Annotated in this window: 7 protein-coding genes and 5 pseudogenes; 7 read left to right on the top strand and 5 right to left on the bottom strand. The window is 61.9% G+C overall.

Features of this window, described 5'->3' with window-relative positions; all coding sequences use genetic code 11:
- Positions 1-242 precede the first annotated feature (242 nt).
- The 5 genes and pseudogenes from CIT25_RS37235 to CIT25_RS29625 form a co-directional block, all read right to left on the bottom strand.
- Positions 243-458: a hypothetical protein gene (locus tag CIT25_RS37235; protein WP_095488705.1), complete on the bottom strand. Its 216-nt coding sequence runs from the start codon at positions 456-458 to the stop codon at positions 243-245.
- A 63-nt stretch (positions 459-521) separates the two neighbouring features.
- A pseudogene (locus CIT25_RS29640) lies at positions 522-956 on the bottom strand (N-acetyltransferase family protein); the annotation flags it as partial.
- A 25-nt stretch (positions 957-981) separates the two neighbouring features.
- Entirely contained in the window at positions 982-1,944 is a 963-nt protein-coding gene (locus tag CIT25_RS29635) for a phosphotransferase enzyme family protein (protein ID WP_095488703.1), read from the bottom strand.
- Between the two features lie 130 nt (positions 1,945-2,074).
- Positions 2,075-3,713 (bottom strand): annotated as a pseudogene (locus CIT25_RS29630) (MFS transporter).
- 883 nt (positions 3,714-4,596) lie between these two features.
- A complete protein-coding gene (locus tag CIT25_RS29625; protein WP_095488702.1) occupies positions 4,597-6,243 on the bottom strand; it encodes an MFS transporter in 1,647 nt (548 codons plus the stop codon).
- A 1,079-nt stretch (positions 6,244-7,322) separates the two neighbouring features.
- Here CIT25_RS29625 and msuE point away from each other — a divergent pair.
- The 7 genes and pseudogenes from msuE to CIT25_RS38590 all read left to right on the top strand — a co-directional run.
- Positions 7,323-7,847, top strand: a pseudogene (msuE, locus tag CIT25_RS29620) (FMN reductase); the annotation flags it as partial.
- A gap of 155 nt (positions 7,848-8,002) precedes the next feature.
- Positions 8,003-9,328 carry an LLM class flavin-dependent oxidoreductase gene (locus CIT25_RS29615; RefSeq protein ID WP_095488771.1) on the top strand — a complete coding sequence of 442 codons (1,326 nt, stop codon included), beginning with the start codon at positions 8,003-8,005 and terminating at the stop codon, positions 9,326-9,328.
- Positions 9,329-9,397: 69 nt separating this feature from the next.
- Positions 9,398-10,285, top strand: a pseudogene (locus CIT25_RS29610) (TauD/TfdA dioxygenase family protein); the annotation flags it as partial.
- A 69-nt stretch (positions 10,286-10,354) separates the two neighbouring features.
- Positions 10,355-11,581, top strand: coding sequence for an ABC transporter substrate-binding protein (locus tag CIT25_RS29605; RefSeq protein ID WP_245330057.1), 1,227 nt, complete (start codon positions 10,355-10,357; stop codon positions 11,579-11,581).
- Positions 11,563-12,291, top strand: coding sequence for an ABC transporter permease (locus CIT25_RS29600; protein WP_245330037.1), 729 nt, complete (start codon positions 11,563-11,565; stop codon positions 12,289-12,291). Before CIT25_RS29605 ends, CIT25_RS29600 begins: the two co-directional genes overlap by 19 nt.
- Positions 12,288-13,112: an ABC transporter permease gene (locus CIT25_RS29595; protein ID WP_095488699.1), complete on the top strand. Its 825-nt coding sequence runs from the start codon at positions 12,288-12,290 to the stop codon at positions 13,110-13,112. Before CIT25_RS29600 ends, CIT25_RS29595 begins: the two co-directional genes overlap by 4 nt.
- A pseudogene (locus CIT25_RS38590) lies at positions 13,109-13,740 on the top strand (ABC transporter ATP-binding protein). The gene CIT25_RS29595 and the pseudogene CIT25_RS38590 overlap by 4 nt, the downstream one beginning before the upstream one ends.
- The last annotated feature ends 21 nt before the right edge of the window (positions 13,741-13,761 follow it).

Here is a 13,761-nt window from a genome sequence, read left to right as displayed (position 1 = left end):
TTGTTTATGGAATTTGCGGCCGCCCCACCGGCGCATGGCCTTATGCTCTTCAGGACCGCGCCAGCTCCCGCAGTTCGCGGACGCAGCGTCCAATGAGAGCTTACCGTTTGCCAATTGCAATTTCGCATATCGCTGTTTGCAATTCCATACATTTGGCAATCGCACACGGTTAAGCCTTTCCCGTGCATCGCCGGCGAACTAATGCGTGGCGTTCCATTGGAGTCGCTCATGCGATTGTCGACTCAAGCAAAGCCGCGTTCGAGGCAAAGCCGGATCACCGCTTTGCGGTTCCAGACGATGACGATACTCGAGCAAACGGCTGGGCGCTGATGCGAGCCGTTCTCGAAAAACTCGAGATCCGTCGTGCGCAGGCTCGCATGCGGAGGGCAGAAGCGGGTCGTCAACTCCTTCATCACATTCGGCAGCCCGCGAATCTGCCGAACAAAGTCTTCGATCACCTCGCTGATCGCAGATCTACACCCGGAGCGACTTGAACCGCGGCACGATCTTGGGCCGAGTTTTCAGTTTCCAGGGTCCTGCACCAACGAAACGAGGCCCGGCCTCGGAGCCGGCTGCGCCTCGAAGAAACCGCGCGAGCGTAGCAGGGTCAGGCAGGCCTTGTTGCGGGCATCCACGACCGCCAGCAGCCGCTCCAAGAATGCCGCCCGCTTGTACTGAATCAGCACGTCCACGATCGCGGTGCCGATCCCCTTGTGGAAATGGTCAGGGCGCACTCCTACCTCGATGTGAGCCCGCCGCCGGCATGGGGTCAGGTAGGCCGCCCCATAGCCCGCGGGCATTCCTGCCCAACGGGCCACAATGTAGTGGCCGCGCCCGGCCGCGATATCCACCAGCTTCCCCTCGATTTCCGTCCGAAGCTCTGCGACAGGCGGCGGAGTGGAAATCCACCGGTTGAATTCCTCCCCAGCCTGCAGCTCGGCCAGCCACGGCACGTCGGCCGGCCTGGCATCGAAGAGGTTATCACGAGCCCCTCAAGAAGCGTAGGGAACCGCTGGCAGCCCGCTCGACCATACCAGCGGCACTCCCTAGGGCATCAACCCAGGTTTCGGCATCCAAGCGGCAGTAGTCCTGCAAGAAACGCAGCGACCGCAGGTGCTGGACTGCCACAAGCCACCGCAGGGAATTGTCTAGCTCGGCGTCGCCTTTCGCCCGACCATAACCAGTGAGGAACGCTCGCCACAACTCGGCGGCGCCGTCGCCCGTTGCCAGTTCCAGCCACCAGCCGACGGTGGCCAGATCGAGCCACTGTGGGCCAAGGCCGCAATCATCAAAGTCGAACATCACAATTCGATCGATAGTCCTGTGCAGGTTGGCCAGCCGAAAATCGCCGTGGCAGAATCCTGCAGGTCCCGCCGCCCGGTTCATTCCTTGAGCGCGCAAATCGGCCACCGCGGCCACCAGCCTAGCGCGCTCAGTGGCGAAGCCGTCCTCAATCCGGGCGATGGTCCGATCAACCTCCGCCTCGGCCACCAGCTCGCGTTGGGGCGCGAGCGCGGCCAGCTGCGTCTGACCATGCAGGTCGGCCAATGCCGCGCCGGCAGCCCGCAGATCATCGGGACGCGCGCGCACCGGCTCGCCCGCCGCCACCTGAAACACGGCCATTGGCCGGGTGCCGGACCCCGGCACCTCCAGCTGCGTCAGCAGTTGCCCCTTCTGACTAGCCACGGCCCTTGCCACGTCCAGTCGATCGGTGGCCACTACGGCATCGAGCACCGCAAGCTCGGCCGCTATCTCGGCCTTCGGCCGACCTTCGGGCCGGTACAGGCGAACATAGGCCACTGGCGCTCCGTCCGGCCCTGCAGCAAGCGTCCAGTTGACGCCGCGGACGACCGTGCGGACCTCGGCCGAAAGGCGGTACTCCGCCTCCAAAGCGGCCGCAACGACCCGTTCCACTGCTGCAGTATCGTTCGTCGCCACCATCATGTCACTTGCCGCACAAATCGTTCCAGCCACAGGAAGAACGCCAGCGGCGCGCAGGGCGCTTCCGCCCGTGTTGACATGACCCCGTCGAATAATTCAACGGGATGACATTCTTCGTTCCAGCCCGCCTCCTTCATTTGTGCGATATATACGCCATTGGCGAATGAGACTTGCGCACCGGGCCAGCGGGGCGCTCGACCAGGATGCTTGTTCGTGGTGGGCTCGTCGTTGCAGTGAGTTTCAGGAGTGCCTGGCCCAGTTCTTCATCCGCTTCCGTAAGGCGATGATGAAGGCGATGATAGTCCGTCCAGGTTGGGGTCTGATACGACTCGACCTATCGTGATGGCTGCTGAACATCGCGCGTGAGTGTCCATTGCCGAGCACCGATGCGACTTTGCGCATAGCGGCGCTTCTGCATGATTTCCAGGAATTGATCTACGTCTTGCTCAAGGATCGCGTATTCGGTCGTGACAAGGATGGGCCCGCTCGTTGGTTTCAGATCAAGCGCGACCGCCGGCGCGCAGAAGCCACCCGACGGCTCGAGCTCCGACGCGGAACGGTTGCTGATCGGCAGTTTGAACCCGAGTGCTGCGACGGCCAGCGTTGCCAGAGCCGACCAAGCAATCGCCGAGGGAAGCGAGTAGTTTTGGACGATAACGCCCCAAAACCAGCTGCCGGCGGCGATGCCGCCATAGGTGAACGCGCTATAGATCGAGATCGTTCGGCCAACGATCCAGCGCGGGCTTGCCAGTTGCACGTTCACGCCAAGTCCGGACATGCCATTACCCAGCCTGCGCCGCCAACGGCAAGGCAGACCGTTGTGACTGCAAGGGAGGACGTGAGCGCAAGGGAAACCTCACATATGGCGCGATACAGGCAAGAACCACCAGCCATTCCTGGGTCGGTGTCCGCCTGAGCGTCGGGTTCATGAGCCCGGCCGCAAGTGCGCCGGCGCCGAAGCCACCCATCATGATACCGTAGCCGACCGGACCGCCCTTCAAAATGTCGCGGGCAACCAGCGGCAGCAGCGCCAATGTGGAGGTGCTTGCAAACCCAAACAGGGTGCAGCGGACGATGGTCGCTTTGATTTCCGAGGATATGGCCGTGAAACGTAGGCCATCGAACACGGCGGTCATCAAGGCTTCGCGCGGGAGAGATGAGGTCTGGACCGTCCACTTGTTGCGCCACAAGGCAGTGAGAGGGGCAACAAAGCCCAAGGTGGTGAGCGCGAATGTGACAAGTGGCCCGAAAGCAGCCACGATGATGCCGCCGAGCGCGGGGCCGACACTGCGGACCGTGTTGAACCCGACATTGAGCAGCGTGACCGCGGCCGACAGTTGGCGGCGCTCCAGCATATCGCCGATCGAGGCTCGCCAGGCGGGGTCGCTGAGCGCGATGCCGCAGCCGTCGAGAAAGCTGAACGCAAGGATCATCCACGGATTGGTAACCCCCAAGGCCATCAGGATCGTCAGCATGGCGGAGGCTGCCATCATCAGGCTGCGACCGACGATCATGACCATGCGGCGGCTATAGTTGTCGGCAATGGCGCCAACGAACACTGCCAGAAAGAACGCCGGCAAAGTCGACGAGGCCTGGACCAGCGCAACCAGAACGTCCGAGCTGGAAACCGTGGCCATCAGCCAGCCAAGCGCCACCGTTTGCATCAGCCAGCCCAGGCTCGAAAGCTGCGAAGCCAGAAAGATCGAATGAAATGTCGGGTTCTTCAGCGGCGCCAGCAACCCTATGGATGCGTTTTCGTCGGTCGAAGGCATGACGATCAGTCTCTTCCCGACAAGGAGATCAAGCTCCCGTCGCTGGGCATCCGATACCAAGTAGTGTTCTGGGTAGTTCAGCTTCGCTTTTAACCTCGCTTGTTGCCGCTCGAAAATGGACCAGAGGAGAAAATCGTGTGAACGGCACGCAGGCCGATCGCGCCTATTTTCGGACCGGCGTCACTTCCTCAAAAACGGCTGAAACGCGAGTAAAGCGAGCCGCGCATGATTGATGCGAAGCTATCGGCACGGTCACAGCTTCGAAGCCGGAGGAAATGCACCTCAGGTCGGACTGGGATTCCAACCGACGGCGCTCCCGTGCAGTTCGGCGCGACAACCGTGGTGCTGACGACCGGGGATCCAAAAGACGCAAAGCTCAGTTGGTCCGGGCTTCGCTCTGGGGACAGCAGACTGCAAAGCCGCCGGGGCCGCGAACAGCACGTGACGGTGCCTCGATTGCGAAGCCGGACCTCCATTTTTGGCCGGCGAGCCGTGAACCGGCCGTATCGTAGCGTCGGTCTTGTGATTGCGGCATTGCCATTGTCCTCTTTCAGCCGGCTGACCCTCCTCACCGCCGGGCCGTTGATGATCATCCCTCTGGAGAATGGCTGTGTGAGCGTGGCGGTCTGTGCCGCCTTAACGCTGGTCACCCTTCCCAACGGCACTAACTGGGCTGCGGAGTTTATAGCCAGATGTGAGCTGGCCGGGCGACTAGCTCCATTGTTCCTTCTGAGCTTTCGACTGCCATCCTACCTCGCGATGCGCGTCGCAAATACGACAGAAGACCCACAATAATCCGGTTTAGGCGAAGGGCTTTTCAGCGACTCTCAAAAAAGGGAAACGGCACTCCTTCCCGCCGAGCGTGGTGCTCTTTCGGACGAACTCAGGGACGCGACACAAACGGCACAGGCTGAACTTGCCTGTCGGACGCCGGGCTTGTCGATCGCTCGATCGAAAGTGTCAGACGAGGAGGACAATCACCGACCTGCAGAGCGGCAAGGCGCTCGCCCAGTTCCCTGTCAGCCACGGTCAGCCGATGGTTTAGACGAAGATAATCCGTCCAGGTGGGCGTGCGGAATGTCTCGGTCCACAGCGTCGGATTCAGAAGGTTTCTCTGGAGCGTCCAGTTGCGCGCACCGGCACGGCTCTGGACGCGCCGCCGTTGGCGCATGCAATGCAGGAAAGCCTCGATGTTGGCTTCGGGAATCGAATATTCCACCTTGACCACGATCGGACCACTCCTCGGCCTGACAGTGAGTGCCAGTTCCGGTGGAGTGAAGTCGGAAGCGCCCTGATCCGATTCTTCCCAAAGTCTAATGGGCAATATCTTTCCCGCTGCTGCGACAAGCAGCAACGCCACTGCAGCGCCTTCCAAGGCCCAGGTGATCGAGTAGTTCTGCGCAACCGCACCCCAGATCCAGCTGCCAGCTGCCATGCCGCCATAGGTCAAAGCGTAGTAGATCGATAGAGTGCGACCAACGACCCACCTGGGGCTTGCCAGCTGCACGCACACGTCGGTTCCGGTCCAGGTCACAACCCAGCCTGCGCCGCCGATGGCGAGCGCGATCGCCGCAACAGCCACCGATGAGGTGAGAGCAAGCAAAAGGCAGCACGTTGAGCAGCCTATGCACGCAAGCGTGATCAACAGTTCTTGCGAAGCGATGCGCCTCAGATAGCCGTTGCTGATACCCGCGACAAAGGCGCCGGCGCCGAAGCCGGCCAAGAGGACGCCGTAAACGATTGGGCCGCCCGCGAGCTGGTCGCGGACCAAAAGCGGGAGCAGAGCAAGGATCGAGATGCTTGACAGCCCGAACAGGGTTGCACGCACAATCGCCACTCTAATCTCTGACGAGATTGCTGTGAAGCGCATGCCATCATGAATGGCAGTTGTCATCCGCTCGCGGGGAAGAGGCGAAGAGCGCACCCGCCATTTCGAGCGCAGGACAGCGCTCAATGGGACCAGGTCGCTCAGCGCCGCAAAAGCGAAAGCCGTGAGAGGTCCCAGGAAGGCCAAAATCGCACCGCCCAGCGCTGGGCCTATGCTACGAACAACGTTGTAACCCACCGACATCAGCGTGACTGCAGCCGGTATATGGCGCTTTTCCAGGATGTCCCCGACGGAGGCATGCCAGGCTGGATCATTCAAGGCGAAACCGCATCCGGCCAAGAAGCTGAGCCCCAGGATCAGCCATGGATTGGCAAAGCCGAGCCCCACCGAGAGAGCCAGCGTCATGGATGCCAGTGCGATCAGACAATGTCCGGCAAGCATCACCCCGCGACGGCTCAAACTGTCGGCAATAGCTCCAGCAAGGATAGACAAGAAGAAGGCCGGCAGTGTCGACGCAGCCTGAACAAGCGCGACCATCAGGTCGGAGGCTGAAGTCGTCGCCATGAGCCAGCTGATACCCACGCTCTGAACGAGCCAGCCGAGGCTTGAAATCTGCGTGGCAGTCCAGATCGAACGAAAGACCGGGTTCTGAAGAGGCATCAGTGTGGCTGCCGCGAAGGGCGAGGAATTTTCGGGCCGCATGACTTCTCACCTCCATCAAATGCTTCTTCGCTCACCTGCTGACAGCTGCGCGTTTGCGCACAGCTGCGTCACAACCAAGTTCCGTAATCGCGCTCTCAACCGGAGATATTGCATCACCAAGCTGATGCGCGATGGGGCGCCGAATTGGGTGTAAGCTGGGTCAGGGTCGCAGCCCGAAGGGCTGTTCAGTTCTGCCTTGCGACTTTCAGCTTTGGATCGTGCTACAGCCACGAAGGCCGGCTTGTCAAACCGCCCGGAGTGAGCCAGCTCTGGGCTACTCGGCGGCCAGTCCAATCTGGGCGGATCCGGCATTATCGCCTGGAATGTCTCAAGTTAATTCTTCCGGCAATTAGGACGTTCTAAGCCGCTGGCCTCGATCTACTCCTTGGCGATGCCAGACGGCACTCGGCAGGCGAAATCCGGTAGCAGTCATGGTGAAATGCAAGAGAGCCCCGGGTCGAGCTTCTCAACCTCCGACACGCCGTCACCGCGCGGCTTACCAGGTCGCGAATATACATGCTTCCGGCTCTTGTGATGACGTTGGAATATCGCCCGGCTTTGACGCGCACCCCCGACACGATTTCAACGTGTCCGTCTTGCTGCGCCTTCCAAGCCATGGCCGCGGCCGCCGTTGAGCGCACAGACGCAATCAGCGCCTGCCTTTTACACGAGCAGGCTTGGCAACTATCCCTCCATCCGCCTCTCGTGGGCACGCCGTGATTGGGTCTGACAAGCAGCGCGTGTCGCCGCCCGTTCACTCTCGTTCCGAGAACAACTTATAACCGGTCGTGACCATCCAGTTTGCCCGATCGAGATGACTTCGCGCCGCTGTCCGCGCGCGCACACTCCGCGTAACGGCCTCCTGATCGAGATCCGACCTGCTCGTACGCTTTGTCAATCGCGGAGCATGTGCGTGCGCCAAGGGGTCGAAGGGGTGATCAACCCCAAGTCGTGAGCGGCAGGCAGCACAGCCGATGCTTTCAGTCAACATGGATTGACCCCATGCAGTCTATGTTCCGCAAACTTCATCCGATTGGCCCCCTATTTTTGAAATCTGCTCCCTCTTTTAACTCTACCGCAATCTTACTCGCCCTTCGAAGACAAGGGGGTTTGTCGACCACATAGTCGGACAAGTAGCGAAGAAGATTGGCGCATCCTCAGCTACTTTCGACATCCAGGATTTAGGCCCTTCCTTTGCGCAGTCTAAGCGGCTTGGCGACCTTGACCTTTCGGCCCGAAACATCATCGAGCAATTGTCGAACGCCGCTGTCCTGGTGGTTGGCTCGCCGAAGTTCAAAGGCAGCTACACCGGGCTTTTCAAGCATTTCTTCGATCTGCTGGAACCGTCCTCGCTCAAAGGAAAGCCAATCATCCTCGTGGCGACAGGAGGCGGAGAACGTCATTCCCTCGTGGTGGAACATCAGCTTCGGCCGCTCTTCGGCTTCTTCGAAGCATTGACCATCCCGACAGGCATCTACGCCTCCGACCGAGACTTCGCCGATGGCGTCATCGTATCCGAAGCGATCCGCAACCGCACCGAACAAGCCGTTATCGAGGCCTGCCGGCTGGTTGGAGAGACGGGCAACGTCAGCCTGGCCGCCTGAGCGCGGCCGGATGGGGGGCATCGGCAACCTTGGCCGCCGCCGAGATCCCGATCGATCGCATCCCGGCAACACGTCGTCCTGATCGTGAATTTCTGTTGTGGCTGAAAAGGAGACTGAAGGTGAGCAAGGTTGGCAAGCTGCGGCTAGGCGCCTTTATGTATCCTGCTGGCCACCATGTGGCGGCATGGCGCCACCCGGACACCGCCGCGGACGCGACGACAAGCCTCAGCCGGCGCATCGCATTCGCCCAGGCGGCAGAACGTGCGAAATTCGACCTGATCTTCCTGGCTGACGGGGTCGCGGCCCATACGGATGATCTCAAGTCCCTCTCCCGGACCGACGAGTGGGCAGTCGGCTTCGAGCCTGTGACGCTGCTGTCGGCGCTTGCCGTGGTGACGGAGCGCATCGGCCTGGTGGCAACAGCCTCCACCACGTTCAACGAGCCGTTCAATCTGGCCCGCAAATTCGCCTCGCTCGATCAGATCAGCGCCGGGAGGGCCGGCTGGAACCTCGTGACCTCGTCCAATCCGCTCGAATTGCAGAACTTCGGCAACATCAGCCAGTTCGCGCATCAGGACCGTTACGCACGGGCGGAAGAATTCGCTGATGTCGTGCTCGGCCTTTGGAACAGCTGGGAGGATGATGCCTTTCTGCGCGACAAGGAAAGCGGCCTGTTCTTCGACCGGGAGAAACTGCATATCCTCGGGTACAGCGGACGCCATTTCCGGGTGCGCGGACCGCTGACGGTCTCGCGTTCGCCGCAGGGTCACCCGGTAGTCGTTCAGGCCGGCTCTTCCGAGACGGGCAAAGAATTGGTGGCCCGCACCGCGGAGGTTGTCTTCACCGCCCAGCGGACACTCCCGGATGCGCAGAGCTTCTACGCAGACCTCAAGGGACGTCTCGAGAAGTATGGCCGCCATCCCGATGATTTGAAGATCATGCCGGGCGTCTTTCCGGTGGTGGCGCAAAGGGAAGGCGAGGCGCGCGAAAAGTTCGAGAAGATCCAGTCGCTGATCCACCCCGATGTCGGGCTGGAGCTCCTGTCAAACCTCTCCGGCGGGGTCGACCTTTCCGCCTATCCGCTCGACGGGCCGCTGCCGGACCTGAGCGAAACCGAGCGCGGCAAGAGCCGCCAGCAATTGATCATCGATCTCGCCCGGCGGGACAATCTCACCATCCGTCAGCTCTATGAAACGATTGCCGGGGCGCGCGGCCATTGGCAGCTTGTCGGGACGGCCGAGACCATTGCGGACCAACTCGAAGAGCGCTTCACCAAAGGCGGCGCCGATGGCTTCAACATCATGCCGCCGACCGTGCCCGGCGGGCTCGATGATTTCATCGAGCTGGTCATCCCCGAGCTGCGCCGACGTGGCCTTTTCCGCACCGAATATGAAGGCTCTACCCTTCGCGAGAACCTCGGATTGAAGCATCCCGCTCATCGTGCCCCTCACCGCGAGCCTGCCGGTCAGGCGGCCGAATAAGCCAACTCCCTTCAACCACCGGCAAAGGGCCGAGCCACGCCGGCGGCCCAAACCAAGGAGCAGTCCCTCATGACCATATCAACGCAGACCCGCCCTACGGCATCCTCGCTGACTATCAAACCGGTCGCCGCGCGGATCGGCGCCGAGATCGGCGGCATCAAGCTTTCGGGCGACCTTTCCGGCGAGACGATCGCCGCCATCAATGCCGCTCTGCTGCAGCACAAGGTGATCTTCTTCCGCGACCAGGATCAGCTCACCGATGCCGAGCAGGAGCGTTTTTCCAAGCGCCTCGGCAATCTCGTTCCACATCCAACCGAGCATGTCCGCAACGGCACACCCTCGATTCTTGAACTTGACTCCTCGCGCGGTGGCCGCGCCGATGCCTGGCACACTGACGTTACCTTCGTTGACGCCTATCCCAAGATCTCGATCCTGCGCGGCGTAACCATTCCCGAGGTTGGCGGTGATACGGTTTGGTCCAACACAGTGGCCGCCTACGACAGCCTGCCACCGGCGCTCAAGGCGACCGCCGAACAGCTGTGGGCAACTCATAGCAATGCCTATGACTATGCCGCACAGCGCCCGCATGCCAGCGAAGCCGATCGCCGCCACTATGAAGAGGTCTTTGCTTCCACCGTCTACGAGACCGACCATCCCGTGGTGCGCGTCCATCCGGAAACCGGTGAGCGCTCGCTCATACTCGGCTCCTTCGTGCAGCGTTTCGTCGGCTATTCCAAGAGCGATTCCGAGCAGCTCTACGCCCTGCTCCAGTCTCATGTCCTGCGCATCGAAAACACGGTGCGCTGGCGCTGGCGAGAAAACGACGTCGCCATCTGGGACAACCGTGCCACCCAGCATTACGCCGTCAACGACTATGGCGACCGCGCCCGTGTCGTGCGCCGCACCACTCTCGACGGCGACGTTCCGGTGAGCGTCGACGGCCGCCACAGCGTCACCGCAAGAAGCTGGTTCGCGACGCCGTCACCCGCGCCGCCTGACCCTTCCCTCCAGCCAGGATCCTCACTCATGAAATTCGCGCATATCGCAGCCCTGATCGGCGGCCTTCTCGCCTCCGCTCCCGCGTCGGCCGAGACCCTCATCCGCATCGGCTATCCCGGAACCGGCATCGACGACCGGCCCTATGCCTATGGCGACTATGTCGCCGTGGCCAATGTGCAGAAGCTTGTCGAGGCCGAGTTCAAGGACGTGCCCGACGCAAAGATCACATGGACGTTCTTCCGCGGAGCCGGCCCGGCTCTCAACGAGTCGCTTGCCGCCGGCCAACTTGACTTCGCCGCTGGCCTCGGCGATCTGCCTTCGATCGTCGGCCGCTCGCGCGGTCTTCAGACCAAATATCTGGCCTCCGCCGGCAGCCATGATGCGCTTTATCTCGCCGTACCTCCGGATTCACAGCTCAAGACGGTGGAGGACCTGAAGGGCCATAAGGTGGCGCAGTTCCGCGGCACCAATTTGCAGATCGCCACCGACCGCGTCCTCGAAAAACACGGCCTTGCCGAAAAAGATATCCGCTTCGTCAGTCTCGACTCGAATTCCGCCACGGCCGCGCTCATCTCGGGCAATGTCGAGGCTTCCTTCGGCGGCTCGGAATATCTCGACCTCGCGAAACGTGGCGCGGTCAAGATCATCTACTCGACCAAGAACGACGACCCGACCCTCGGGCGCAACGCCGGGCTCCTCGTCACCGCGGAGTTCGAGAAGGCCCACCCAGAGTTCACCGCCAAGGTCGTGCGTGCCTTCGTCAAGGGCGCGCGCTTCGGCTCGGACGAGGCCAATCGCCAGGCAGTCTTCGAGCTCTGGTCGAAGGCCGGCCTGCCGGTCGAAAGCTTCGAGGCCGATTTCAAAGACGAGCGCCTGGCGCACCGCCTGTCGCCTGTAGTCGATGACTTCATTATGGCGCGCTACAAAAGATCAGGCGGCGCGCGCCAAAGCCTATGGCCTGATCAAGAAGGACGTCGACATCGACAGTTGGTTCGAGACCAAGTACCTCAAGCAGGCCCTGGTAGACCTGAAGCTCGAGAACTACTGGTCCACCTTCGACTCGAGAGGCCAGAAAGTGACCGAGGGCGAAGTCGAACACACCAAAGCGGCGAGCAACTAAGATGGGCGCCGGCCACCGCGCGGCCCAGACTGGCCATGGGGACAGCACCGCCGGTGTTGCCCCCAATCGGCGCCGCATCCTCCCGGCTGCCGGCACCCTGGTTCTTGGCCTGGTGGTGCCGTTGGGCCTTCTGACGGCCTGGACGGTGGCAGCTCTGCTCGGCCAATTGCCCGAGCAGATCCTGCCGCCGCCATGGGTCGTGGTCGACACTTTGTTGGATGCCATCCAGGACGGCTCGCTGCTTTCCAGCACGGTTACCAGCCTTGAGCGCGTTGCGGAGGGATTTGCTGCGGGCGCGCTGGCGGGCCTGGTATTCGGCACTGCGGTTGGCCTGTCGAAGACCCTTCGCGACTTCGTCGATCCGCTGTTCCTGGCCCTCAGCCAGGTCCCGACCCTCGGCTGGATGCCGATCATCATCCTGACAGTCGGGATCGACGAAGGCCTGAAGATCATCGTCATCGGCTGGTCAGCCTTCATTCCAGTCGTACTGAACACCTCCCAAGGCGTGCGCGACGTCCCGGAAGCCTATCTAGAGCTTGGCCGCGTCCTTTCGTTCAGCCGCTGGTCGAAACTTACTATGATCGTGCTGCCTTCCGCCGTGCCGTCGATCTTCACAGGGCTGCGCGAAGGCCTTGCCAACGGCTGGCAGGCCCTGGTTGCGGTAGAGCTCATCGCATCCTTCGAAGGACTCGGATACCTGATGGCATATGGCCGTCAGCTCTTTCAATTGGAACTCGTTCTTTCGGCCATGATCGTCGTCGGCCTCATAGGATTGGTGATCCATGGCCTGCTCACGCTTGCCGAAAGCCATCTGCAACGCTGGCGTCCGGAGACCCCACGATGAGCCTGATCACAATTATGGGTCTGGAGCGGCTGTCGCACAGCGTTCCTATCGCCCCGCCGCCCTTCCGCCTTGTCAGCCGATATCTGCGGCCGCTTGCCTTACCGATTACGCTGCTGGCGATCTGGGAGTTGCTCGCGCACGCCGGCGTTGCCGACGCGCGTTTTGTGCCGCCGCTCGAAGCAGTGGTGGCCCGTGGCATTGCGGAGTTCGGCGACGGCGGCCTCGGCTTCAATCTACTGGCGAGCCTGCAGCGCGACCTGATTGGGTTCGCCTGTGGCAGTGTGGCGGGAATCGCGCTTGGTTTGGCGATCGGGTTTTCCCGCATCATTGAACGCCTGCTCGGGCCGGTGCTGCTGGTACACCGTCAGATCGCCCTGTTCGCCTGGGTTCCCCTCATCTCGATGTGGTTCGGCGGCGGCGAGGCCGGCAAGGTCGTCTTCATCGCGCTCGCGGCGTTTCAGCCGGCCCTGATCAACACCTGGCAGGGAGTGTCAGGCATCCCGCGGAGCTATCGCGAGCTTGCCGACGTCCTGACCTTCGGCTGGTTCGAATTTGCCTGGATCATCGCCATCCCGGGTGCGCTGCCACAAATCTTCACGGGCCTGCATTCGGCGCTGATTTACGCCTGGACCGCTACGGTGGGCGCCGAGCTTCTGCTCAACATCGCACCCGGTCTCGGCGGGCGCATGAACGAGGGCCAGCACCTGTTCCACATGGATCTGCTGTTGCTGTGCATTCTTTTGCTCGGTGGCGTCGGCGTGGTCTTCAATGTCGTCGCCGGCGCCCTGGAGCATCGCCTTCTGCGCTGGAGGATCCCATGAGCGGCCCTGTCGCCACGTTCGACCGGGGGCGTGGCCAAAGCTGCGCTCTGGAGATTGCTGACGTCAGCAAGAGGTTCAGGGTCGCCGGCCGGCAGGTCCAGGCGCTGTCGCATGTCCATCTTGCAGTCAACGAGGGCGAGTTCGTCAGCATCGTGGGATCTTCGGGGTGCGGCAAATCCACTTTGCTGCGGCTGGTTCTCGGCCTCGACACCGACTATGACGGCGAGATCCAGGTCGATGGGCACAGGGTGGAACGGCCTGGTCTCGACCGCTCGATCGTTTTCAGGAGCATAGGCTTTTGCCCTGGCTCAATGTCGAGGCCAATGTGGCGGCGGCGCTGCGCCAAAGCGGGTTGGGCGCGGCTGAGCGGGGCCAACTCGTTCGCGACCATCTGCATCTGGTCGGCCTCGAGCAATTTGCCAAAGCCTATCCTGCCCAATTGTCGGGCGGCATGGCGCAGCGTGTGGCGATCGCCCGGGCGCTTGTCACCAAGCCGCGCTTTCTGCTGCTCGATGAGCCCTTCGGGGCCCTCGACGCACTGACCCGGCTGCGCCTGCAGGACGAACTTCAAAGAATCGTCCGGAACGAGTGGCACGACCGCCGTGCTCGTCACGCACGACGTCGATGAAGCCGTCTACCTTGGAGATCG

This window comes from Mesorhizobium mediterraneum, assembly GCF_002284565.1.
GTDB classification, from domain to species: domain Bacteria; phylum Pseudomonadota; class Alphaproteobacteria; order Rhizobiales; family Rhizobiaceae; genus Mesorhizobium; species Mesorhizobium mediterraneum.
This window is presented reverse-complemented; position numbering and strand designations above follow the sequence as displayed.